13 protein-coding genes and 2 pseudogenes are annotated in these 23,973 nt (G+C 71.4%); 2 read left to right on the top strand and 13 right to left on the bottom strand.

Translation table 11 applies throughout. The annotated features are described in order from the left end of the window. Positions 1–88: 88 nt before the first annotated feature. The gene (locus ACIRRH_RS30835; protein ID WP_403073926.1) at positions 89–1,747 is read right to left on the bottom strand and encodes an MFS transporter; all 1,659 of its coding nucleotides are present in this window, start codon (positions 1,745–1,747) and stop codon (positions 89–91) included. A gap of 161 nt (positions 1,748–1,908) precedes the next feature. Between ACIRRH_RS30835 and ACIRRH_RS30830 the strand changes: the two genes are divergently transcribed. After that, entirely contained in the window at positions 1,909–2,928 is a 1,020-nt protein-coding gene (locus ACIRRH_RS30830; protein ID WP_403073924.1) for a helix-turn-helix transcriptional regulator, read from the top strand. A gap of 96 nt (positions 2,929–3,024) precedes the next feature. Here the strand turns inward: ACIRRH_RS30830 and ACIRRH_RS30825 are convergent, their stop codons facing one another. From ACIRRH_RS30825 to ACIRRH_RS30770, 12 genes and pseudogenes are all read right to left on the bottom strand, one after another. Then, positions 3,025–3,168, bottom strand: a complete 144-nt coding sequence (locus ACIRRH_RS30825; RefSeq protein WP_403073922.1) for a hypothetical protein — start codon at positions 3,166–3,168, stop codon at positions 3,025–3,027. Between the two features lie 209 nt (positions 3,169–3,377). Next, entirely contained in the window at positions 3,378–3,875 is a 498-nt protein-coding gene (locus tag ACIRRH_RS30820; RefSeq protein ID WP_403073920.1) for a phosphoribosyltransferase, read from the bottom strand. A gap of 392 nt (positions 3,876–4,267) precedes the next feature. Then, positions 4,268–8,359 (bottom strand): AAA family ATPase, encoded by a 4,092-nt coding sequence (locus ACIRRH_RS30815; protein WP_403073918.1) that lies wholly within the window; start codon positions 8,357–8,359, stop codon positions 4,268–4,270. A 293-nt stretch (positions 8,360–8,652) separates the two neighbouring features. Beyond that, positions 8,653–8,769, bottom strand: a pseudogene (locus ACIRRH_RS30810) (IS5/IS1182 family transposase); the annotation flags it as partial. Between the two features lie 136 nt (positions 8,770–8,905). After that, the gene (locus tag ACIRRH_RS30805; RefSeq protein ID WP_403073916.1) at positions 8,906–9,391 is read right to left on the bottom strand and encodes a hypothetical protein; all 486 of its coding nucleotides are present in this window, start codon (positions 9,389–9,391) and stop codon (positions 8,906–8,908) included. A 297-nt stretch (positions 9,392–9,688) separates the two neighbouring features. Next, on the bottom strand, positions 9,689–10,603 hold the full coding sequence (locus ACIRRH_RS30800) for an ATP-grasp domain-containing protein (protein WP_403073914.1): 915 nt from the start codon (positions 10,601–10,603) through the stop codon (positions 9,689–9,691). Further along, entirely contained in the window at positions 10,600–11,316 is a 717-nt protein-coding gene (locus tag ACIRRH_RS30795; protein ID WP_403073912.1) for a hypothetical protein, read from the bottom strand. The genes ACIRRH_RS30800 and ACIRRH_RS30795 overlap by 4 nt, the downstream gene beginning before the upstream one ends. A gap of 7 nt (positions 11,317–11,323) precedes the next feature. Further along, on the bottom strand, positions 11,324–12,316 hold the full coding sequence (locus ACIRRH_RS30790) for a hypothetical protein (RefSeq protein WP_403073910.1): 993 nt from the start codon (positions 12,314–12,316) through the stop codon (positions 11,324–11,326). A 23-nt stretch (positions 12,317–12,339) separates the two neighbouring features. Then, on the bottom strand, positions 12,340–13,233 hold the full coding sequence (locus ACIRRH_RS30785; protein ID WP_403073908.1) for a hypothetical protein: 894 nt from the start codon (positions 13,231–13,233) through the stop codon (positions 12,340–12,342). 104 nt (positions 13,234–13,337) lie between these two features. Next, positions 13,338–14,285: a hypothetical protein gene (locus ACIRRH_RS30780; protein WP_403073906.1), complete on the bottom strand. Its 948-nt coding sequence runs from the start codon at positions 14,283–14,285 to the stop codon at positions 13,338–13,340. Between the two features lie 108 nt (positions 14,286–14,393). After that, positions 14,394–18,137 carry a hypothetical protein gene (locus ACIRRH_RS30775; RefSeq protein ID WP_403073904.1) on the bottom strand — a complete coding sequence of 1,248 codons (3,744 nt, stop codon included), beginning with the start codon at positions 18,135–18,137 and terminating at the stop codon, positions 14,394–14,396. 3 nt (positions 18,138–18,140) lie between these two features. Then, positions 18,141–21,311, bottom strand: coding sequence for a hypothetical protein (locus ACIRRH_RS30770; RefSeq protein WP_403073902.1), 3,171 nt, complete (start codon positions 21,309–21,311; stop codon positions 18,141–18,143). Between the two features lie 962 nt (positions 21,312–22,273). On the opposite strand from ACIRRH_RS30770, the pseudogene ACIRRH_RS30765 reads away from it, so the two are divergent. Next, positions 22,274–23,852 (top strand): annotated as a pseudogene (locus tag ACIRRH_RS30765) (SMI1/KNR4 family protein); the annotation flags it as partial. Between the last annotated feature and the right edge of the window lie 121 nt (positions 23,853–23,973).

The following is a 23,973-nucleotide window of genomic DNA, read 5'->3' as shown; positions in this document are numbered from 1 at the left end:
GCACGGCGCCTCTCCGAGGGACTGCGCGCCGGCCCACTCGACCCCCTTGGGAACGTTCCCGAGCCTCGCTCGCCGACGACTGCCGCGACTAGGCGTGGGTCCGGCCGGCGTTGATCCCGGCGTCCGGTGCCGCGTCGGCAGCGTTGCCCTCTCCCCACTGCCGGGCGCCCTGCTGGGGCCGGGGGATGAGGAAGGTCGCCAGCACGCCGAGGGCGAGCAGCGCGGCACAGGTGTAGCCGTTGATCCGGATCGCGTGGGACATCGCGTCGCGGGCGGCGTCGGCGGCGGACGCCGTCTGTGGGTTGTCGCCCAGCCCGGAGATCATCGCGCCGGCGCTGTCGGAGACCGCCGAGGACAGCTGGTCGGCGTCGGCCTCGGGTGTTCCCTGCTTGACGAGCCGGTCCGACAGGTCGGAGGCCAGTGCCGTGAAGAACGTCGAGGTCAGGACCGCAATACCGAGTGCGGAGCCGAGCTGGCGCGCGGCGCTCTGGATTCCGGAGCCCTGGCCGGCCTGCCGCGGCGGCACGTCCGCCAGGACCACGTTGGTGACCTGGGCGGTGGCGAAGCCGACCCCCATGCCGTACAGGAACAGGGCGATGGCGATGACCCACCACGGGGAGTTGCTGCTGGCCAGCAGGCCGAACATCAGCAGGCCGGCGGCCTCCAGGACCAGGCCGATCCGGACCAGGCCGATGGGCCCGGTCTTCTCGGCCAGGCCGAAGCTCGCGCCGCTCGCGAAGAAGCTGCCGACCGCGACGACGAAGACCAGCAGCCCGGTCTGGACCGGGGAGTAGTCCAGGGCGTACTGGAGCCACAGCGGCAGCACGGCGAGCATGCCGAACTCGGCCAGGGCGATGATGAGTGTCGCGATGTTGCCCGTGCTGAAGGACTTGATGCCGAACAGCGAGGTGTCCATCAGCGGCGCCGTGCCGTTGCCCCGGGTGAGCCGCACCTGGAGGAACAGGAAGAGGGCGAGACACACCACCGCGACGACCAGGGCGACCGGGATGACCGACAGGCCCGTGCCGTCCCCGAAGGGACCGAAGTCCTTGCGCGGTGCCCACCACCCGTAGTTGCGTCCCTCGATCAGCGCGAACGCGAGGAGTCCGAGGCCCAGCACCGACAGCACCGCGCCGACGGCGTCGATCCGTCCCGGCTGGCGGGGGGAGGGCTGGAGGAACTTCATGACGCCGACGAGGATCAGCGCGACGACCGCGATGTTGATGCCGAAGGCCCACCGCCAGGAGTAGTCGGCGAGCCGGCCGCCCAGCAGCGGTCCGACCGCGGCGGCCGCCCCGATCGTCGATCCCCAGATGGCGAACGCCTTGCCGCGGTCCGGACCCCGGAAGGTCAGATTGAGCAGCGCCAGCGACGTCGGCATGATGATCGCGCCACCGATGCCCTGCGTGAACCGGCTGGCGATCAGCAGCTCCCCGGTGGGCGACACCGCCGCGGCGATGCTGGCCAGCCCGAAGAGCACGGTCCCGGCCATGAACAGCCTGCGCGCTCCCAGGATGTCCGAGAAGCGGCCCATCACCAGCAGCAGGGCGGCCAGGATGACCGCGTAGGACTCCTGGATCCACTGAGCGCCGAAGGCCGAGATCTCCAGGTCGTCGATGATCGGCGGCATCACCACATTGACGATGGTGAAGTCCACGACCACCAGCGAGACACCGAGGGAGATGGCGACCAGGCCCAACCAGGCGTCCCGGTTGGTGGGTGAGGGCCGAGCCGGATTCTCGGACACAGCGTTCCTCCGTTCTGTTCGATGGGGGTGCACCCGGTTCGGTCGCCGAGGGCGAGGTACTGGGGGTGCCGGGGAGGCGTCCGGCCTCCGAGCCAGTGGCACCCTGCCAGAAGAAGAGGACGTATTCTGACCTCTACTCACACCAATCCGGAGGGCAATCGGTGATCGCCAACCGAACACTGGAGCTGCTCAGCCTGCTTCAGGCCCAGAAGGAGTGGACCGGCGACGGTCTGGCCGAGCGGCTGGGGGTGTCCCCGCGGACGGTCCGGCGCGACATCAACCGACTGCGCGAACTGGGCTATCCCGTCACGGCGCGCAAAGGCCCCTCCGGCTTCTACCGGCTGTCCCGCGGAGCGCGGCTACCCCCGCTGATAGTCGACGACGAGCAGGCCATCGCCATCGCGCTGGCCCTGCAGACGGCTCCGGCCTCGGTGACCGGCATGGGGGACGCCACGAAGCGGGCGCTGAACTCCATCAAGGAGCTCCTGCCTCCCCACCTGGCCCGCAGGCTGGCGACCTTCTCGATCGAGCAGATAGAGAACGCCTGGGAGCTGGCCCCGCCCCAGGTCGATCCCGCGCTGCTGGCGCAGCTGAGCGCCGCCGCGCAGCAGCGCGAGCTGGTGCGGTTCGCCTACCGGTCCATCGACCGCGACCCGGTGGAGGACGACGAGGTCCTGGCCGAACCCCATCGGCTCGTCGTCTGGTCCGGGCGCTGGTATCTGGTGGCGTACGACCAGCGCAGGAGCTCCTGGCACACCTATCGGCTCGACCGCATCGGGCAACCGGCCTCCACCGCCTGGCGGTTCGGTCCTCGGGAAGTGCCGGAGGCGGACATCACCCGCTTCGTCCAGAGCCAGCCCGACCGGGGGGACACCGCGGACACCTGGCCGTGCTGGGGCACCGTCCTGATGGAGTGCCCCGCGACGCTGGTGGCGAAGTGGGCTCCGGGCGCGGCGAGCTTCGAAGCGATCGACGAGCGGATCACCCGGATCCGGATGGGGGCGTGGTCCTGGTCGGCGCTCATCGGCTTCCTCGTCACCTTCGACTGCCGTTTCACCGTCGAAGGCCCGCCCGAACTCGCCGAAGCGGCCCGCCAGGTGATCGGCCGCCTCGACGTCGGGATGCCCCTGCCCGACGAGCGCGCGCCGGAGCCGGTCAGTTCAGTCCGAGCCGGTACCTGAGATCGGAACGGACGGCCCGCATCCCTTCCTCGATGTTCACGAACGGGGACGACGCCAGATCCGTCCACACCCGGGAGGTGACCGGGAGATCGACGTTCAGGTTCGTACGTCGCGGAAGACACCGGTCCGGGCGACCACCCGGCGCAGGTCGGCCACGAGGCCGTGCCAGAGGACCATCGAGCGGTGCGTGTCGACGACCGGGGCGAGGTCCAGCCAGCGGCCCGGCCTCGGACGCAGCACGGGGATGAGCATGCGCCGGTCGGCGCCCGTGCTGACGGTGGCCTCCGGGCTCTGTCTGCGGCCCCGGGATCGGATCGGGGCCGTGTCAACAGGTCGGAGCACACGCCGCCCTGCCCACACCCGGACTTCCGCGACAAGCTTCAGCCCGGGCCGCACCCGCCTCCGGCGGGCCGGTCGCCCCGGCGGGTCGTGGTCGCGTCCTCCTCCGATCAGGCGTCGAGCACCTGGCCGCCGCGCCTGACGACCGGTCCTTCCGTCGACCACGGGAACTCGATCCAGTCGTCGGTCCTCTTCCACACGTACTCGCACTTCACCAGGGAGTGCGACTTCTCGTAGATGACGGCGGACCGGACCTCGGCGACATGGTCGAGGCAGAAGTCGTGCACGAGCCTCAGAGTCTTGCCCGTGTCGGCGACATCGTCGGCGATCAGGACCTTCTTGTCGGTGAAGTCGATCGCGGCGGGCACAGGCGCCAGCATGACGGGCATTTCGAGGGTGGTGCCCACGCCCGTGTAGAACTCGACATTCACCAGGTGGATGTTCTTGCAGTCCAGCGCATACGCCAGACCGCCCGCTACGAACACCCCGCCGCGGGCGATGCTCAGGACGAGGTCGGGCTCGTAGCCATCGTCGGCGATCGTCTGCGCGAGTTCGCGCACCGCCTGCCCGAAGGCCTGGTAATCCAAGGTCTCGCGCACATCAGTCACGGCGATCAGTGTCCTTGGCCGTCGGCCAGGCAGCGAGCACCGGCACGCTGAGGACCGGAAGTGTGGTCACACCATCTCGAACGGACGAATCGTCACATCGGTCACGCCCACCAGCAACGATCAGCAAGATCGTGTCACGAGTTCTCACCGAGGATTTCGTGCTTCGCTGGGTGGACGTCAGGTGGCGACACTTGCGGTATGTCGTTGATGGGTGCTGAACTCAGGGTGGGGCCTGGCCGATGGGCGGCGGTCGCCTCGTGAACCCCATGGAATCCCCCGGCGCCCGGTGTTGACGGGCAGGCGGTCCGGGTCACGACCGGATCGTCCGAGTAAGACGGGTGCCCGACGGCAGAACGACGCAGTCGGGCACCCCGTGCCGGAGACCCAGCCGTTCAGTTGTCGGTGCCGATGGGGGAGGAGCTTCCCGGGCCTTGCCAGCCGGTGGCCGAGGGCCAGAGGACAGAGACGTCAAGGACCCGCTCGACGAGGTCGGGGATCCACGGCTCGTCGGGAGGCGAGGTGAGGACGACATGGAACCGTTCGGGAGTGCCGTCCACCACCTGCCCGATCTCCCGCACGCGGACGGCGCCGGACCGTACGGCGTGGTAAGAGGTGTGGCCAGCCGGAAGGACCTCGTAGACGATCGGGCCCTGCGCTCCGGGCCGGACGACGTCCACGATCGACGATTGCCAGGGCTTGTGGCCCGCCCCGAAGAAGGCGCCCATGAGCTGGTGGCGCACCGCCTCGTGCTGGAGGCACGTGCGGTCGGCCTCGGCCGCGGCCATGAGTTCGGCGGTCAGGATGGTGGTCGGCGTTGCCAGGACGGACTCCTCAGCGGACACGTCAAAGGACTCCTCGCCCGCGAGTTTCGCCAGGCCGGCGGTAGCCCGGTCCCGCCAGCCGCTGCTCCGCAGGACCTCGCCGAGCCGTTCGAGCTCGGCCGCGTCCGCCGACCGCACGGCCTCCGGGAGGCTGCGGGAGAGGTCCCGCAGTACCGTCAGGTCGACGGAGGACGGGGATCCCAGGAGCCGCCACACGGAGAGCCAGTCGGCCTGGTCACGGCGCAGGCAGCAGCCGACCAGACCGTCGAGTCCCAGGATGCCGGTCTGGGGCAGTTCGGCCGGGAGACCGTCAGCGATGGCGGTCAGAGCGGCCAGCGCGGCCCTGTGCCGCCCGGCCGAGCGCTCTGAGATCGGGTGGCGCCCGAAGTCGTTCGCTGATACGACGTACACACCGGAGCGGCGCCGCACGACCCAGACGTCCAGTTCCTGCCCAGCCTCGGGAGCCCGGTCATGGGGCCTCAGCTGCAAGATGTACCGTCGCTGCCGGTCCTCCGGCACCGGGGTGACCCGCCAGTGGCGCGGGTCACCGTGGGCGAGGGCGCGTACCCGCACTTCGGTCCCAGGGGGGAGTTCGTCCGCCTCCTCAAGAGCGGCGGCCACCAGGATCTCCGCGTCCAGCGGGGTCGGCCTGCGGACGAAGAGGACCGACCCGCCGTCCGGCGAGAGCGTCCAGGTGTGGGAGGGACCGAGGACGAGGTGGTTGCCTCGTGGCTGGGTGTCGATGTGGCCGCCGGACAGGTCCGCCGCGAGGGCGGTGCGGAGTTGGCGGAGGAAGGCGGGGTCCGAGTGGTCCGACCGGTCCGTGGTGAGGGCAGCGTACGCGGTTCGCGCCTCGGCGCTCACCTGGATCTCGTCGACCGCCAGGGCGCGCACTGCTTCCGCGTCCTGGAGCGCGGGGCCGTGGCCGGCGGCGGAACGTCCGGAGAGCCTGTACCGGGACGGGACCCCGGCCAGGAACTGCGCCGGACTCCGTTCGCCGTGCACGTTCCGGTAGCCGGTCAGGGCCGTCCCGTCGTGGCTCAGGACGAAACGGTAGCCGTGGAGGTCAACGAGCCGGTAGCCGTCCGCCTGCTGCGCCTGACGTCCGTCGGTCAGGAACGTGGCGATCACGCTGCGGATCTCGGCCTCGGCCTCCTGGTCACTGCCACCGTGCGCGGTCACGAAGGCCCGTACGGCGGCCCTGGTGACCCGGAGACCGCCGAGGAACGCCTCCGACGCGTCCAGCCCCTCCCCGAGGTCGGCGTCGGCGGGGACCCTGGGCAGGTTGCGGGGCGCCGGCCGCTCCGGCGCGGTGCTCGTCCGGAAGCCGCCGCAGGAAGCGTCCCGGCACCATCCGTCGACGTTCTGCGTGTGCATGTCGCAGCGCTCGCCGTTCAGGTGGAAGCGCGAGCAGACGCGGTCCCCCATCGCGTCGGACGGGGACTCCGGGGTGGGGGCGTCCGGTCCGGACGGGGGCTCAGGAGCGGGATCATCCGGCCCGGCCACCGGTGACGGACCGGCGGCGGACAGCATGACCGAGGGCAGGGGCGAGGCGTGCAGCACCGTCAGCGTCTGGGTGCTCCGGGTCAGGGCGACGTACAACTGACGCGGGCCCTCGGCACCGCGGGCGGTGATGGTCGCCGGCTCCAGCACCAGGACGTGGTCGAACTCCATGCCCTTCGCCTCGCCGGCGGTCAGGACGGTCACCGCCTCCCGGACCTCGTCGGTCATCGCCTCCGCGGAGTCGACCAAGACCTGGACTTGCTGGAGCCAGTCCGAATCGTCGGGGACGACCAGCGCGATCGAGCGCTGGGTGTGACCGTCCGATCCGGCCAGCCGCGCCGCGTGCCCGACCGCCTCGGTAAGTAGCTGCCAGGGCGTCGTTTCCACGATCCGCACAGGCTCCCCGTCCGCCTCCTTCACCGAGGCTGGGAAGGGGACGGAGGGGGCCACCGCCCGAGCGAGCGGAGCCACGAACTCCATGATCTGCGCCGGCACCCGGTAGCTGGTGGTGAGCTCTTCGAGGTGCCAGCCGCCCTTGCCCGCCAGGATCCGGCCGATCCGCTCCCAACTCAGGTAGCCGTGCGGTCCGGTGGCCTGCGCGAGGTCGCCGAGCACCGTCATCGACCCCTTCGGATTGCGCCGCTGCAGTGACCGGGCCTGCATGGGGGTCAGGTCCTGGGCCTCGTCCACGACGATGTGCGGGTAGCGCTGCGGCGTCTCGCCCGAGATGAGGGTCCGCAGCTCTTCGAGGCACACCAGGTCGTCCAGGGTCCAGGGCTCGTCTTCGGCGCGCTCGGCGGCCGGGCGCGACAGCAGCGCCTGCTCGGCCGCGTCGAACACCCCGGCAGCGCACTCGGCCAGCCTGCCCGACGAGTTCAGCAGGCTCCGCAGGGCCTCCTCCGGGCTGAGGGGCGGCCACGCGCGTTCGACGAGCGCGGCGACCTGGCGATGGCGCTCGATGCTCTGCCGGACGGCCCGGTCACGAGCGCGCTGGGGAAAACCCTGCCGCAGCGCGGTCAACAGGAGGTCAACCAGTACGTCGCGGAAGCGGTCCCTGCGGGCCCGGTAGTGGCCCGGCCCGTTGCGGGCAGCCTCGAAGACGCGGCGGACCTCGGACACCGGAACCCTCAGGGGTGCGCTGCCCAGGACGACGGTCAACATCGGCTCGTCGTGCTCGTCCGTGGCGGCGGTGACGGCGGAATCGACGGCGGCCGACCGGCAGTTGCCCTCGACTCGGCGCCGAAGCACCTTCGCCATGCGCTCGTCCGACTTGATCCGCCGCACCTCCGGGGCGTCCTCGGCCCGCACGGTCCCATCCCAGAGGAGGGAGAGCTCGACGGCGGTGACGTTGCGCGTGCCCAGGGTGGGGAGGACCCTGCCGACGTACTCCAGGAACCGCCGGTGCGGCCCGACCACCAGGATGTCCTGAGCTTGGAAGCGCTTGTTGTCGACGAGCCAGGTGACCCGGTGGAGGCCGACGGCCGACTTTCCGGTGCCCGGCCCGCCCTGGACGACCAGGACGTCCGTGGACGGGCAGGCCACCAGCGCCATCTGGTCGGGCTGGATGGTTTCGACGATGTCGCGCATGCGGCTGCGGCGGGCGCGGTCGAGGTCCCGGAGCAGCAGATCGTCCACGGCTGGCCGCTGAGCCCCGGAGGTGGGGCCGAAGACGTCACCGGGCGATGGCACGTCCACCCCCGCGCCGGGGGCGGAGGGGACCGGCGCAGCGATCTCGTCGCGGTAGCCCCGGACCGTCCGCTGGTCGCAGTCCAGACGCCGCCGCAACCGGACCTCTCCCGGGGTGTCCGGCGTGGCCAGGCGCCATGCGGTGGCGAGCTCGCTCGTCCAGTTGACGACGACGGTGTCACGGGTCCGGGCGTCGTGCACCGTCCGCCGCCCGACGTAGAAGACCTCCGGCTCGCCCGTCCCGTCCGACCGGGTGTCCACCCGCATCGTGACGAGGTTCTCGCCTTCCAGACGGAACACCTCCGCCCTGGCCAAGGACTCCACCCGGGCCGCGATGCCGTCCTTCCCGCTGGCTGCGGCCCGGGCCGACGCGTCGCCGGACAGCTCGGCGAGCTTGGCCTCGTAACAGGCGTACGCGCGGTCGACCGCCCGCTGCTCATTGGCGATGACGGTCGACCTCGATGACGTGCTCATGTGCTTCCCCTCCCGCGGGTGGCCGCACTGCGCGGCCACCCGCCTGCAGCCGCCACCTGCCTACCAGAGCGCGCACGCACGTCGGGTACGGAAGCCACATTCGTTGTGGAAGCGTACGGTTCCTGCGGCCTCTGTGCCGCCGCGGGCGTCGGTTCCCTGAACGACCCCGCTGGAGTGCATAAGCCCGCCCGTCTGCTTCGCGGGTCAGCGAGGGTGCCGGAGCGTTCCGCCGATCTGGGCGGAGGCGGTACGGCCGGGCGGGCGGATCGTCTACCCCTGGGGGCGGCTCGGGCACGCCTGGTCCACACCAGCGGTCGCTTCGCGCCGTCTCGGTCCTGAATGCTCGCCGCGACGACGTGGACGGCGAGGAGCAGACCGAGGGTGTCGGTGACGATGAACCGCTTACGGCCGTTATCTTGAGCCATCGCGATGAGGACGAGCCTGACCTGGGACGATGCGATGTGGACAGTGTCCTCGACGCGGCGGATCGGAGACTTCTCCGGCCTGGGAGATTCGGTCGCCCGGCGTGTCCCTCGCTTCGGACGGTCAGCTGGACGATGTCTCGACTGTCGCTCCGACGGAATGGTGTCGGAGCCGGGCGGCTATGAGTTCCATCTCGACGAACGTGCCCACGAGGCCGGTCGTCTTCAACTCGTCGGCCATGGCTCGTGCTTGTGTCAGGGACAGTCCGTGGACCTCTCGAAGGGCACGCAGTACGGGCACTGCGCTCGCCTCTGGCTCTGTCAGCCGGAGTCGGGCGGGTCCGTATTCTGCCAAGAGTGCCTGGCGGATCTTCTCCGGAGTCGCGTCGCCGCTGTCCTGATCGCACCAGGCGACGGGGCAGGTCTGGCAACCTCCCTCCGTTCCCCACCACAGGCGTCCGTCGCAGATGGACTGGCCGGTGTTGAGGATCAGCACACCGCCGCAGGCCTCGCATCGCGTTGCGATATCCACTCCCTGGCTGATCACCGTGCTCCTCATCATCGGATCTTGCTGCGTATGGTGCCGCAACAGCTTCCCCTCGTCGACCACATATCCTCGCCGAGCTCCCGCGGGGCTGCGGCAACGAGTGCGGCCGCGATGCTGGCGCATCAGCCTCTCAGCACGGACCGATCGACCTTGGAGCTGGAGGCTTCGCTGTGGCTCGGACGCCTCGGACGTCGGCAGTGCGTGGCTCACCGAGCGCGAGAGCGAGTGTCTGTCTGAGCTCGTGGTTCTCCACCTCCAGCCGGCGGTCGCGCTCGGTGGCGGCTTCGCGCCTTCGAAGCAGGGATGCTTCGGAGGAAGCGAACTCCCCCCGTGCGCCGCACGGTGGCGTACGGGCGGGCCTCACCGCCGTGCGAGCGCGAGCGCGATGGCACGGGCGATCGGCTGGCCGGTGCAGGACTCGTAGTAGCTGTAGGCCGGGCTGGGGTTGACCTCGAAGCAGTAGACCCCGCCGTCGTCGGCCAGCATCAGGTCGATGCCGGCGAGGGACAGCCCCAGCCGGTCGGCCAGCTGCACGCAGCGCTCGGCCAGCTCATCCGGCAGCTGCCACGGGGAGAGGTCGGCCCGGCCGCCGTCGCGGTGGGCATAGCGGTAGTCGACGCGGTCGGTGTCGATCCGCGTGGCGAAGACGTCCCCGGACACGGTGTGCACCCGGACGTTGATGCCCTTGACGTACCGCTGGAACTGCACGGCGCAGCCGCGGATGAGCGGGAGCCGCTCGATCGCGTCGGCGTCGAGGGGCTGGACGATCGACCGCAGGCAGCTGATCGACTTGTAGACCAGTTCGCCGTGGCGCGCCCGGAACTCGTGGACGAGCTCGGGGTCGTTGGTGACGAGGGTCTCCGGTACGCGGAACCCGGCGTTCTGGATGAGCTGCGCCTGGTAGGGCTTGGAGAGGTTCGAGGCCATCGCGGCCGCCCGGTTCATCACGCATCCGGGGGCGAGGTCGATCCACATGCTGAGGGCGGTGTGCCAGGACTGGCAGCGCTGCTCGACGGCCTCGCCCGCGTCGCGCAGTTCGGGCAGGTGGCGCCAGTCCATCAGTCGCGCGTAGATGCCGGTCACGTCGGCGCAGTCGACGGTTGCGCCGTCCACGCCGAGCTGTCCGTGGATTCCGGTGCCGGTGACGTCGATCTCGAACGGCAGGTCGGCGAAGCGCCGTTGGTGGAGGACGGTGTACGGCAGGCCGAGGTCGTCGAGTGCGGCGGTGACCCTGGCGATCGGCGACTCGCTCGCAATGCCGCAGACGATGATCATCGGGAGCCCGCCAATGTCGCCAGGTGGTCGTGCAGGGCGTCGAGGAACGCGTCGCCGCCGGGGCGGAGGTCGGGCATCGGGTCCGCTCCGGCGAAGACCGCCCGGTCCCCGCCGTCACGGCGCAGGTCGATCCCCAGCAGGTCGGTCCCGGCGAGCCGGGCGAGCCGGACGCACTCCTGCCCGTACTCGGTCCCGCCGAAAACGTGCCCGCCGAGCACCAGTGCGCGGCCGTTGCCGGGAGCCGGCGGCTCCCACGTCGAACGGTGGGACAGCCGTACCGGCGCGACCGGCAGGCCCGCCTCGGCGGCGAGCAGGGTCCACTCCGCAGGGGGGCGCCACGCGCCCGAAAGGCCGGTCGCACAGGGCCGGTTGACCGCGACCGCGGCGAGGCACTCCAGCAGGCTGAGCAGCAGCGCGCTCAACTCCTCCCGTGCGTAGGCGGAGTCGGTTTCGGTGGCGAACCGGAGCGGCCCGATCCGGGCGAAGCCCGCCCGGTTGAGCACACCGTCCACGTCCCGGCTGGCGAGCACCCGCCCGTCCGGCAGCCGGGCCTCGAAGCTCGCGCCTGACTCGTCGACCCGGTGCGCCGACCGCGACGAGAAGATCAGGTCACCTGGGGGCAGCAACTCCAGCGGGGTCAGCCCACGCCGCCGCAGCCCGTCGTACGCCCACATCCCGGCGAGGTCCCCGGGATCGCAGAGCACGAGCCACATGCTCCACCTACTCCCCGCCGGGCCGCTGGTCCGGGTCCTCGCTGCGGAGGGCGCTGTCCGACAGGTCGGGGCGCAGCTCCGGGCGGATGAAGTGCCCCGAAGGCCCGTTCTCGGCAGGTGCGTTGATCATGGCCTCGGGAGGGGTGCTCTCCTTGGGTGCTTCCTTGTCCTCCTTGGTTTCCTTGGCGTCCTTGTGCTCTTTCGACACCTCCTTGTCCTTCTCCTTGTCCTTGACCTCCTTCTCCTTGACGTCCTTCCCTTTCGACAGCTCCGTACGTGAGAGTCGGAGCGTCTTCGCCTGGGCCACCGGTTCGTTGCAGTCCAGGACGACAGTGACGGTCAGATCGGATCCGACTGCGGCGGAGGACACCCCGAGCACGAGTCTGTCGCACGCGTTCGGCGCGACACCGGTCGGGACGTTCTTCAGGGCGAACCCGGCCCCCAGATCCGCCCCGACGGGCCCGTTGAAGGTGAGCACCCCGGTGCCGATGTTGGCGAAGGGCAGCAGAATGTCCGGCGCCGGGACGCCCACCTCCACTTTCGCGTCCACCGAGGCGTTCGTCAGGACGAGTCGCGGTTGCCGAGCGTCCGTCACCGAGCCGGCGGAGGTCCAGACGAAGCCGAGCTCCTCCGGATCGTTGTTCGTGATCCGCACGGCCCAGGTGCGCATGTCCGGGCCGGAGATGTCCAGTTGCACCGTGAACACGTCGGCGTGGTCCCTGGTCCATGATGCGGACGCGACCTGTTGCCCGGTCTCGTCGGCGATCGCCGCGGTGGCCGGGCTCTGCGGGACGAGGGTGAGAAACCCGTCGCCCGCTTGGAGCTCGATGTCCGGCGCCCGCCCGCCCAGGGGCCGGCAGTTCGGCCCGACGGCCACCACGAGCACGAACCAGGTCGACGCCATCGGGTCCACGTCGAAGGGGACGAGGCCACTGGTGGCCCGGTTCGCGAGCCTGAGCCGGTCGGTGTCGGGGAACATCCGGAATGCTGGCGTTACCATGATCGTCATCTCCGCGTGTCGGGTTACGGCGTCTGCCCGTCGCCCGGCCGCTCGTCGGGGTTCTCATGGTGGAGGGCGCTGTCCGACAGGTCGGGGCGCAGCTCCGGGCGGATGAAGTGCGCCGAAGGCTCACCCGCCGCCGCGGCGTCGAGCAGGACCTCGGGATTTCCGCCCTCCTTGAGCGATTCCTTGACCGCATCCTTGTCGTCTTTGGAGTCCTTGTTCTCGTTCTTCCGCTCCGTCCCCTTCGGAACGACCTCAGTCCGTGAGAGTCGGAGCGTCTTGTCCGCGTCCAGGGGGTCGTTGCACTCCAGGACGCACGTGGCTGTCATCTGGGCGGCTTTGGCGGACGACACCCCGAGCGTGAGCTTGTCGGAGGCGTTCGGCGCGAGGCTGGTCGGAAAGCTCTTCAGGGAGTAACCCGCCCCCAGATCCGTGCCGACCGGCCCCTTGAACCTCAGCGGCCCGGTACCGATGTTGGCGATGGGGATCGGAATGTCCGCTTGTGCAAGGCCGATCTCCACGTTCGTGCGTATCGGGGCGTTCGCCGCCGGCACGAGCCGCGGCTGTCGGCCGTCCGCCACCGACCCCGCCGAGGTCCAGACGAACCCGACCTCCTCCGGATCGTTGTTCGTGATCCGCACGCTCCAGGTGCGGAGATCCGGGTCGGTGATGTCCAGTTCGACCGTGAACACGTCATCGGAGTCCCGGGTCCAGGACGCGGACGCGACCTGCTTCCCGCTCTCGTCCGCGATCGTCGCCGTGGCCGGGCTCTTCGGGACGGCCGTGATCAGCCCCGTACCCGCCCGGAGCTCGATGTCCGGCGGCCGCCCGCCCATGGGCCGGCAGTCCGAGGGCCGGCAGTCCGGCCCGACGGCCGTCACCAGCAGGAACCAGCTCGACGCCGCGGGGTCCACGTCGAAGGCGACGCGGCCGCTGGTGGCCTGGTTCGCCAGGCTGAGCCGGCCGGTCTCGGGGAACATCTGGAATACGGGAACTACCATGATCGCCCACTCCCGCTCTACGGCTGCTCCGGGTTCTCGTTGCGAAGCGCGCTGTCCGACAGGTCGGGCCGCAGCTCCGGGCGGATGAAGTGCGCGGACGTCCGGTCGCCCGGAGGCCCGCCGAGCACGGCCGCGTGCGCCTCGAGTTCCTTGCCCACGTGGTCCTTGTGCTCCTTGTCCTTGTGCTCCTTCCCCTCCTTCCCGTCCTTGTGCTCCTTCCCGTCCTTCCCGTCCTTCTGCTGGTCGCGCGAGAGCTGGAGCGTCCTGTTCGCGGCCACGGTGTCGTTGCAGTCCAGCGTGAAGTTCCTGCTCTGCAAGGGTTCGGCGAACGGTCCGCCGGCAGCGACCCCGAGCACGAGCCGGCCACACGCGTTGGTCGTCAGACTGGCCGGGAAGCTCTTCAGGGAGAAGCCGGCGCCCATCTCCGTGCCGGCCGCCCCCCGGAACGTCAGCGTGCCCGGACCGATGTTGGCAACGGGCACCGTCACGTCGGGCGCGGTGCCGCGCACGGTCACGTGCACGGTGGTGTTCATCGCGAGCCGGGGTTGCTGACCGTCCGTCACCGATCCCGCGGAGGTCCAGACGAAGCCGAGTTCCTCGGGGTCGTTGTTGGTGATCCGTACGTTCCAGGTGCGGAGATCCGGGTCGGCGATGTCCAGCTCCACCGTGAAGACGTCGGTGGGATCACGCGTCCAGGACGCGCTCGCGACCTGCTTCCCGCTCTCGTCCGCGATGGACGCCGTGGCGGGGCTCTGCGGGACGGTCGTGATCAGCCCGGTGCCCGCGCGGAGTTCGATGTCCGGCGCGCGCCCGCCCAGCGGTGCGCAGTCGGGCCCGATGGCGACCACCTGCAGGAACCAGGTCGGCGCCGGAGGGTCCACGTCGAAGGCGACCAGCCCGGTGGTGGCCCGGTTCGCGAGCCTGAGTTGACCGGTGTCAGGGAACATCTTGAATACGGGCTCCATGATCACTCTCTCCTCGGCCGTTCCGGCTCCTCGGCCCACGGCGCGCCCGCCGACAGGCTGGGCCGCAGCCGGGCGGATGACGTGCGCGGACGGCCATCTCGGCCTCCCTCACCACGTCCCGAGCGGGACGATGTCCACGAAGACCGGCCGCCCCGTCCCGTCCCCGCCCGCGGGCACCGGCCGGGTCTCGAACTCCCGCACCACGAGCCGCTGCGGCCGCGCCCCGGTGTCCGGGACGCTGATGACGCTCGCGTGCCCGAGGCTGCCGGTGGTCACCAGGACCGTCGACCAGCCCGTGACGTCGGCTGGCGCCGTCAGCGCGCCGTCGTGGACCTGGAGTTCGGTCCGGACGGTGTTGCCGGTGCCGCCGGGTCCAAGGCCGTCCAGGACGACGGTCGCCTGCCCGCTCGTCCGGGTGACGGTCAGCAGCCGGCGCGGCGCAAGTTGCAGGGGCTCCGTCAGGACCACCTGCGACACGTTTGGCACGCCCGTCACGGTGTGCTTCTGGTATCGGGCGAGGGCGAGCCGCACGAACGGGAAGTAGGACGGTTCGACGACCGGGGCGAGGTCGAGGTCGGCGAACCAGCGGTCGTTCTGCGCGTCGAGCTCGACCTGGTGCAGGCCCGCGTTCAGCTGACGCTGCGCTTCGGGCAGGTTCACCAGCTCCCACTCCGGCGTGTTGAGGTGGGCGGAGGTGAGGACACCCGGCGGCGCCCCGGTGTCCCGGATCGGGTCGCGTCCGGCGATGCTGAGGTACGGCAGGACCTCGTCCGGCGCCGACGAGGCGGGCAGGGTGAGTACGGCCAGCGCCTCGCTGTCCCCGGTGACGTACCAGGGCCGTTCGAGGAACACGCGCAGGCCGCCGCCCTGGCGCAGCCGGGTGAGTGTCCGCTGTCCGTCGGTGGTGCGGGTCCAGCGGAACACCGGCATTCCGTAGAGGTACTTCGGGGCGGGCGGCCGTACGGAGCACGGGACGTCGAGGTCGGCGAGCGTGCCGGTGACGAGGCACGCGTCGGGGTGGGCGGCGAGGGCACGCCCGAAGCAGTCCTCGAAGCGGGAGACGGCCGTCACGGTGTAGCTCACGTGGTGGTGGCGGGTGTCGCCGAACTCCTGGCGGATCTCCGGGAGTGCCTCCGCGGGCGGCAGGTGCTGGACCTCGTAGGAGCCGACGTGCGCTTGCCGCGTTATGGAGGGCGGTGTGTCCGGTGGGATGTCGTAGTGGTCGGTCCACTCGGAGTGGAGGTCGATCCGCCCGGTGCTCGGAATGTCGATGTCGAGCCCGTCCGTTGCGAGGACGGTGTCGTGGTCGCCGGGCCCGCGCAGGGCGGTGAGGTGGCCGCTCGGGTCGGTCAGGGGCCGCTGGACCGCGTGCACCATGGTGACCGTGCGCGGCGGGGTGATCAGGCGGTTCTTCCCGAGGGTGATGTCCCTCCCGGGATTCGACGGGTCGACGCCCGACCATTGCGCGATGCCGAAGAGCTGGACGTGGCGGGACAGCAGGCACGACGGGATGTCGAAGGTCACCTGCTCCGCCGGGCCGAGGGCGACGGTGAGGTGGCGGGCGTCCACGCGGCTCACGGTGCAGCCGCTCGCGGCGGGGACCAGCTTCACGGTCGCGCTCTGGAGGCCGGGCCACGTGCCCTGCCAGATGGCGATCACGGGTTTGTCCGGCGGGACGATGGGCCCCGGTTCCCCGGTCGGTCCGATCGGCCGGGGGCGTGCGTTCATGGCGATGAAGGAGCTGCTCGGGTCGACCAGCCACGGCACCGCCACGTCCGTCTCGGGCACGATCACGTACGGTGACGGCACGCCGGACGCGGGGTCGGTGCCGACGGTCTGCGCGTGGTCGACGTCCGTGAGCTCGCGGTCCGCCCGCTGGGCGGCCGCGAAGAGCCGGGTCACGTCGGTGGCGGCCGCGGTGGGGCCGAGGGCCTTGTCGAACGTGCCGTCGTACTGCATCGCGAGGGCGAGGGAGCACTTCGGGGGAAGGAGGTGGCGCAGGTCGTAGGCGCGGTATCCGTGGGCGGCGGCGTACTGGTCCACCGACACGCCGCGGTCGCTACGGATGATCATGCGGTCCTGGCCGTCGCCGTCGTCGAACGCCCGGGTGGGCACGAGTTCCGGCGGCGGCATCGGCTCGAAGCGGTAGTACGTGAGCTTGTCGGTCTGTTCCTCGGTGGCCCCGACCTCGTCGGCCCGCAGGCCGCCTCCGGCGAGGTCGGCGATCCTGACCCGCAGCCAGTAGTCGCGGCCGAACCGCAGCCGCGGCAGGGAGCCCGGGTCGCACTCCACGACCGCGCCGAGGGCCGAGGAGAGCGGCACCGGCGGGGCGTCCCCGGTGGCGACGGTCCGCTCGGGCCGCTGGGCGACCAGGCTCCAGCCGTCCCAGCGGGCCACCGTCTCGTGCAGGTACAGCACGTCGGACGGGCCGGCGCCGGTGGCTGCGCCGCCGGGCCGCAGGTACCCCTCGTCCAGGAGGCCCGCCGGGGTGCCCGGTCCGATCGGCACGCCGCCGATCGTGTAGTGCACGCGGCGTCGGCACAGCGAGTGCCACGTGTTGGTCGTGTCGTCGAACACGTCCAGCCGGTAGCCGCCCAGCAGGGAGTCCGCCAGCAGGGCGGAGGAGAGCAGACCGGACGGCGTCGCGCGGTCCTGGGCCCGCGCGAGCTGCTTGTGGTGCTCCGCCTCCCGGTCCCGGTCGACGAGGGCGAGGCCCATCGAGTGCAGGGCGGGCAGCGCCCCGGCCGGCGTCGAGGCACCGGTCGCGGGCGGCGGCGAGGCGGCGTCCGAGCGGGCGGTGCTGACCAGCCGGAGGGCGGCGCCGTCCACGTCGAAGGGCAGGACCTCGAACCGGGCGTTGTTCGAGGGCGCGTACCGCGTACCGGTCAGCGGGAGCATCCCGTCGTTGAAGCCGGTGGACGTCGCTCCGTCGACGGAGGCCGGCACGAAGCGCGTCCCGGTGAGCGTGTAGGCGGTGGACGGCCCGAGGTCGCTCTGCCCGGCTGCGCTCCAGCCGGGCGGCGGGTTCGGGACCGGGTTCCACCGCGGCACCACGCGTAGCTCCGCAGGGTTCGCCGTGCTCACCTGGCCGAGTCGGGAGGCGGGCACGGCGAGGTCGGTCAGCAGGCCGAGGGCGCGCAGCACGACGGGGTGGTCGACGAGGTGCGCGACGGTGTCGTGGAATTCGGCCTCGGCCGGCGTGGCGTGGCGCTCCGGTGCATGGAACTCGTTCGGGCCGCGCCGGTAGAACGCGTACGCCCGGGCGAGCGCCGGCTGGTCCTCGGGGGCGCGCGCCGGTTCGACACCGGGCGCCGACAGGCCGGTCTGCCACAGGTCGCCGATCGCCCGCAGGCGGTCCCGGAGCCCGGCGTCGTTCTCCGGCGCCGCGCCGTGGTGCGCGGCGTGGGCCTGGGCGGTGGCCGTGTAGAGGCCGCGGACCGCCGCGCTGGCCTCGCCGGCGGGGAACCTCCGGGTGTCCCTTCCGTCGTACGAGGTGGCCTGGTAGGGCTCGACCGGCATGTCCGCGGGGAAGACCGCCTTCCAGGCGGCGGGTTGCCCGGGCGTCGGGAACCGGACGGCGGTCCCGTCGAGGGCGACGTACGGCGCCTTCATCGACGGGAGTTGCTGCGGGCCGCGGAAGACGTCGAAGGCCAGGGCGGCGAACTGCTCCGGCCAGCTCTGCATCCCGAAGTCCGCCACCGTGAGCCGGCCTCCGTGCGGGCCGATCAGGCGCGGTGTCAGCAGCACCGAGAACACCGCCATCGGCTCGGACCCGCCGGGCACCGATGTCACCCTGCCGGACGGGATGACCGTCCAGACGAACTGCCGCTCCAGGCTGGTCGACGACGACATGGGCTACTCCCCAGCGAACGCCTGGCAGTACGTCTGCCAGGGGAAGGACGATCCCTGCGGCCCGAGCGCGACCTCGACCGACGAGGGATCCGGGCCGGCCGCCAGGGCGGGCCCGGTCGAAGCGGCCGCGAGCGACGAGCCGCCGAAGCTCTTGTGGCACTCCAGCGTCACGGTCTTGGAGAAGAAGGTCAGGTCCACCGTGATGACGAGCGTGGCCGAGCCGCTCAGCACGTTGGTGTCGACGTCGTACGTCAGGCTGAGCGTCAGCTCGATCGAGACGCTGATCAGCCCGAGGACGGAGACGCTCCCGCCGATCCTCAGGTAGCCGGTGATCTCGGTGTCGCGGCCGTTCTTGGCGAACACGACCCCGCCGAAGACGTGCACCTCGGCGGACGCGATGGTGAAGTCCATGTCGATGGAGGCGCCGAACTCGATCCCGCCGGTGAGCCGCTGGAGGCCGCTGTCCGGTTCGCCGGCGCCCAGGCCGAGTTCCAGGTACCCGCCGCCGCCGAAGCCCGCCACCGTGACCAGGAACGGCTTCTCGCGGGTGCCGAAGGCGAAGTCGATGACGATGGGCCGGTTGGTCAGGGACAGCGTGACGGCGATCTCGATCGTGAGGTTCTGCAGGCTGAACACCATCAGGCCGGCGCTGGGCACGAGCAGGGTGTACGACGCCCGGACGGCGACGGCCGACGTGTCGATGCGCGGCCCGTTGCGGCCCGCCGTCGGGATCAGGTCCTGCAGCGTGCGCAGGAACTTGAGGTTCCCGTTGAGTTCGACGTTCGACAGCTTGACGTCGAGGTCCATGCGCTTGCCGGCGTCGGCGGTGAAGATCACGTGGTCGAAGCTGAACGTGACGAGCGCGAGCGGGCCCGGCGGGATCACCAGCCGGAAGGCGTCCACCGTCCCCGTGGCGTGCAGTTCGGGTCGCCCGTCGACCATCTGTGCCTGCACGTCGAGGTGCAGCCCGCCCGCGCCGATCGGCTGGAACGGCCCGACGGCTCTCAGCGGCGTCTGGTCCCACTTCAGCTCCGCCGACGGCGTGGGGGTGTCCTCCCCGATCCAGGTCAGCTGCGGCCGGTCCGAGATCGTGGAGATGAGCTGCCTCAGCTGGACCACGCCGAACAGGCTGGCGTCCTGGGGGAACAGGTCCGCGGGATTCGTCGGGAGCGCGTCGCCGACGACCGGGCCGAGCCGGCGCGAGATCGTCGTCACCGCCATGGTGGGCGCGGCCAGCGAGCCCACCCGTGCCCCCGCGGCCCCGAAGTCGAGCGTCCTCGGCGCCATGAGTTCGAGCAGCGCGTCGGGCGGGCTCTTGCCGAGCGGGGTGTCGACGAGGGCCTGCGAGATCGTCGCGGGCAACGCCGGGAGCGGACCGAGCAGTTGGCGGACGGCCGGGAGCCCGACCGCCAGCTGCGTCACCTGCGGGTAGAAGCCCACGGTGCCGGGCAAGGACCCGACCCCGAGGCCGCCGAAGGTCATCGACCGCACCTCCTGCACCGCGCCCTCCAGGGCCTTGGTCGCGGACGCCATGGCGAGCGGGATGCGGCTGCCGATGTCCGAGGAGGGCCGCCCGAGGCTGGCGAAGGCGCCGGCGGCCGGGGCCTTCGCGTAGACCTGGTCGAGCGCCGCGGCGCAGCCCGCACCGGTCGCCCCGTCCTCGGCGAACAGCAGCGGCAGGTCCAGTTCCACGTCCGTCTGCCCCGCCCGGGCCTGGAGGGTGAACACGATGGGCACGCCGCCGCGCCTCGGCCAGAAGCACCGCGCGTTGCAGGAGCCCGGGTCCAGCGGGATCCAGGCGGCGGTGTCGAGCTCCCCGGATTGCCCGGGGTCGATGGCGATCCGCTGGAACGGGAACCTTCGCTCGTGCGAGCCGCCGGCGCCGATGCCGTAGTCGTCGCGGACGGGCTCGGTGATGACGAGGAAGGCCTTCTGGTGCAGAGAGGCCACGGCGGGATCGGCTGTGTCGAACCGCCGCTCGTCCACCTCGACGTAGGCCGCGCGGTGCCCGAACGGGAAGAGCGCGCCCGAGGCGGCGACCCGGACGCGGCAGTCCCGGCCCTGTGCGGCGTCGTGGGTCCACTCCAGCTGGGGCCAGTGGGCCGTGGCGGAGAACCGGGCGCCGTACGGGCTGAGGATCAGACGGTCGACGGTCGCCGGCCGGCCCGGGTTCGCGGTGGCGGCCGCTGCGATCTGGTCCAGCCAGGCGTCGAGTGGGGTGCCCAGGCCGGTGCCGCCGGGCAGGGCCGTGATCGAGCGTACGGTCAGGCCCGCGTCCGGGACCGCGACGCGGCTGTGCCACAGCTCGGTGCCGCCGCCGACGCCCGTGGCGGGCCTGGTCCGGTGGGCGCACCGGGCTCCCGTTTGCAGACCGAGCAGCAGGCGCCACGGGAGTTCGAGCCTGGTGGCCACGTCTCCGGCGACGGCCCCGGTGGTGACCAGGGTGAGCCGGTTCATCGCATCGAGCAGACCGTCCACGGTGAGCGTGACCGGGTCCTGGCCGACGGCGAAGCTCAGGGTCGACGGCCCGGCGAGGTAGCCCTGGACCGGCAGTCCGGACTCCGCCACGGTCTCGGCCAGGTGCTGCGGCGGGACCTCGACGAGCAGGCGCCCGCCGCCGGCCCCGGCCACCCACTGCACCGTACCGTCGGGCTGCACGCGCTCGGTCAGGCCCGCGCCGGTGACGGTGAGTGTGACGAGGTCGTCCGGGCGCAGCACGCTGTAGCCGTCCGGGCTCCCGCTCAGGAGCGCCACGAGCTGCCAGTCCGACCACGCGGTGTCGAACCACCGGTGCACCAGCGCCGCGTCGGCCCAGACCGCGAACACGTCGGTCCGGCCCCCGGCGGACGAGACGGCGGCAAGGAGGGAGTCCTCGGCGAAGTCCCCGCCGAGGTGCTCCCAGCCGAGGCGGGCGCCCAGGACGGAGTGCCACAGACCGTCATCGCAGCCGAGGAAGAGGTCACGCTGCGTTGCCGCAAGGCAGGTGACGGACAGCCCGCCGTGCGCGGGGAGGCTCCCGAGGTCCTTCCACTGCGGCGGCTCCCCGGGCCCGTCGACGGCGAGGCCCGCCCGCAGCAGGCGCCGCTCCCGGGTGTCGGCGGTGAAGACCTCGACCCGGCCCGGGGCGACGGCCACCACGTCCGAGAGACCGGCCGGTGGACCCGTGGGGAGCAAACTAAGCCCCCTACACGGGTGCCAGTACCCCAGATCCCGGGCCTGAGGGTCCATTGGGCAGAAGACGTGCAGCTCGCCCGGCCGCGTCGCGACGGCAGCGAACCCGCCCGTGCCGGAACCCGCGCCGGAGCCCGGCCCGGAACCCGTGCCGAGTACCCCGAGTGACACCCACTCCGGCTCCCCGGGCCCGTTGTCGGGGACGCGCGCACGCCGCAGCTCGCCGTCCGGGCCGAGCGCGAGGACCTCAACCGGTCCACCCTCGAACGCCGTTGCGGCCAACCAGTCGAAGTCCGGCGCCCCCGGCGAGGACCAGGGCCGCCCGAACTCATGACAGGTGCGCTCGCCACTCCTGGTGACGTCGAACACCATGTGCCGCACGGCGCCGTCGCGGGCGCCGAGGAAGAGGTCGAGTCTGCCGCGCCCTGACGAACAGACGGCCAAGGCCCGCGCCGAGTGATTCCGCATGGGTCGCGCCCCCAACAGGCGAACGACGGCGGCCGACGGTGCCGGGACTGCCCACGGCCACCGACTCCCGGCCTTCTCAGGTTATGCCTCGTTCGCTCACGCCTCAACACGCATGGCGTACACACGGAAAGGCCTCGCCGTTCGCCCGGCAACGGGCGAACGGCAGGGCCGAGGACATCCGTTGCCACGGCAGCGGCGCCGTCGTCGACATGCCTGCCGGGACGCCGCTCGGCGCGCCGTTTACGGCACCGCTGCAGACCGGCCCGGCCGGCGTGCCGTCGAAGGCCTGGTCGACGACCTTGCCACCGGTCCTCTGCCCGTCCAGGACGGACCCGACCCGACGCAGCCGACACTCGTTGACCAGGCACTGACAAACCCTGCGGATCCGGCTGACATGTGTCGTCGGGCACGAGGACGTCATCGGGTTGGCCACGAGACGTGTCAGTAGCCGCCAGGCACCAGGAGCACTGTCAGTGGCGGATGGCAGCATCGGGCGCATGACGAACACGACACCGTTCGACTGGCAGCTGTTCCTGGTCCGGTGGAGCGGGGAGCGGTCGGATTCCCTGCCCGACGGTGAGATGCCGAGCAAGGAGAACGAAGCCGCCCGGCGGGTTCGGTGGTTGGGGTTCCCGCCCGCGTCCGAGGAGCGGATCGCCGCCATGGAGTATCGCCTCTCACGACGGATGCCCCCGTCGTACCGGGAATTCCTCAAGGCCGGCGACGGGTGGCAGCACGCCGGCGGGTTCATCCGGCTGCTGGCGGGGACGACGGACGCGCGCCGGCACGACAACGAGTCCGCACTGGCGGCGCGGGCTCCAGCTCGACGTCGAGTCCGACGCCACCTACGTCCTCCTGGATCCCGAAGACGTGGGTGACGACGGCGAGTGGGCCGTGTACACCTGGGCCGGCTGGCGGGCCGCGCCACCCGAGCGGTACGCGAACTTCGCCGAGTTCATGCGGAGCATGCACCAGGAGTTCCACAGCCTGCGGGCACACCCGGTCGACGGGGAGCCGGAGTTCGCCAACGACACGACGCGAGAGCTGGAAGCCCTGGTGGAGCAGGCCCGGCTGGATGCGCTGCGCGGAAACTGGGAACGGGCCGGGCACGCGCTCGACGAGGCGAGGAAGTACGGCAGACCGCGGGCCGCCGGGCTGGGTGACCAGATACGCCGCCTGCTTGGACGGACCTACATGGTGTACTTCGAGGACGTGGTGACCGACCCGCAGTACGCGCCCGAACTGCTGCCGGCGCTGGTCGCCGAGCACGCGGCGCACTCGTACCGGGACGACTCCACGCTGATGTTCCACCTGCGGGGAGCCGGTGACGACGTGGTGTCGCTGGCCCACGCGATGCTGGAGCAGGTCCGCAACGGCACGTACCGGTACATGGCGGCCGGCCCGTTCGGGGAAGCGGTCGAACGGGCACGGGAGCTGGCACGGTGGGGCAACACCGACGGAGCGTGGCGGACGCTGACAGACGCTCTGCCGGCTTGGCAGCCACTGGGGCCCGACCACCTGGCGCCGCTGGGCTGGATGGCCGATCCCCTGCTCGGACCCCTGCTGACCCCGGAACGGGGCCGCGAACTGCTGGCCACCCCGAGGGCCGGGCAGACAGGTGAGGCACCGAGCCCGGCGGCCGGCCTCGACCCGGACGACCTGGCGTGGCTCGCGGACCCGGACCCCCACAACAACCTCACCTCCTACCGGTTCGTCCTGGTCGAAGGGGTGAACCCGGAGGACCTGCCCGGACGCCTCGCGGACGGGAACAAGGCAGCGCTGGACGATCCCATGACGTCCGACGAAGCGCGCCACCGATCGCTCCGCACACGGATGGGCTTTTCGTCATACGACGACAGAGCCCTCACAGCGGTCGGCCGGGCCGGCACCCGTTGGAGCTTCGCCTTCGACAGCCACCCTGCGCACTTCGACCTGCAGCGGTTCGTCTCCCCGGCCGCGGCTGCCAGCGCGGGCACCCGCGCGGTGATCGTGTGGAGCGGTCTGACGACCCGGCACGGGGAACCGTTCTTCCACCTTTCCGTCGCGCAAGACGGTGCCGAGCAGTACGCCTTCACCAGATCTCTCCCAGGATGCCCCCGGCTTCAGCTTGATCTTTAAGGCTGGTGCTGTGCTGCGCCGCGCACGCGCGTGTCTGTTTTGTTGCGTTTCTTGCCAACTGGGTGGCGGGGTGCGGGGG

Source organism: Kitasatospora sp. NPDC101235, from assembly GCF_044767505.1.
In the GTDB taxonomy this organism is placed as follows: Bacteria; Actinomycetota; Actinomycetes; order Streptomycetales; family Streptomycetaceae; genus Kitasatospora.
The sequence above is the reverse complement of the archived record's forward strand: the minus strand, read 5'-3'. Positions and strand labels throughout refer to the sequence as shown.

Excerpts from the sequence above, each read along its gene's own strand:
- ACIRRH_RS30815 (WP_403073918.1), bottom strand. The coding sequence starts at position 8,359 with ATGAGCACGTCATCGAGGTCGACCGTCATCGCCAATGAGCAGCGGGCG.
- ACIRRH_RS30795 (WP_403073912.1), bottom strand. The coding sequence starts at position 11,316 with ATGTGGCTCGTGCTCTGCGATCCCGGGGACCTCGCCGGGATGTGGGCG.
- ACIRRH_RS30790 (WP_403073910.1), bottom strand. The coding sequence starts at position 12,316 with ATGGTAACGCCAGCATTCCGGATGTTCCCCGACACCGACCGGCTCAGG.
- ACIRRH_RS30800 (WP_403073914.1), bottom strand. The coding sequence starts at position 10,603 with ATGATCATCGTCTGCGGCATTGCGAGCGAGTCGCCGATCGCCAGGGTC.
- ACIRRH_RS30780 (WP_403073906.1), bottom strand. The coding sequence starts at position 14,285 with ATGGAGCCCGTATTCAAGATGTTCCCTGACACCGGTCAACTCAGGCTC.
- ACIRRH_RS30775 (WP_403073904.1), bottom strand. The coding sequence starts at position 18,137 with ATGTCGTCGTCGACCAGCCTGGAGCGGCAGTTCGTCTGGACGGTCATC.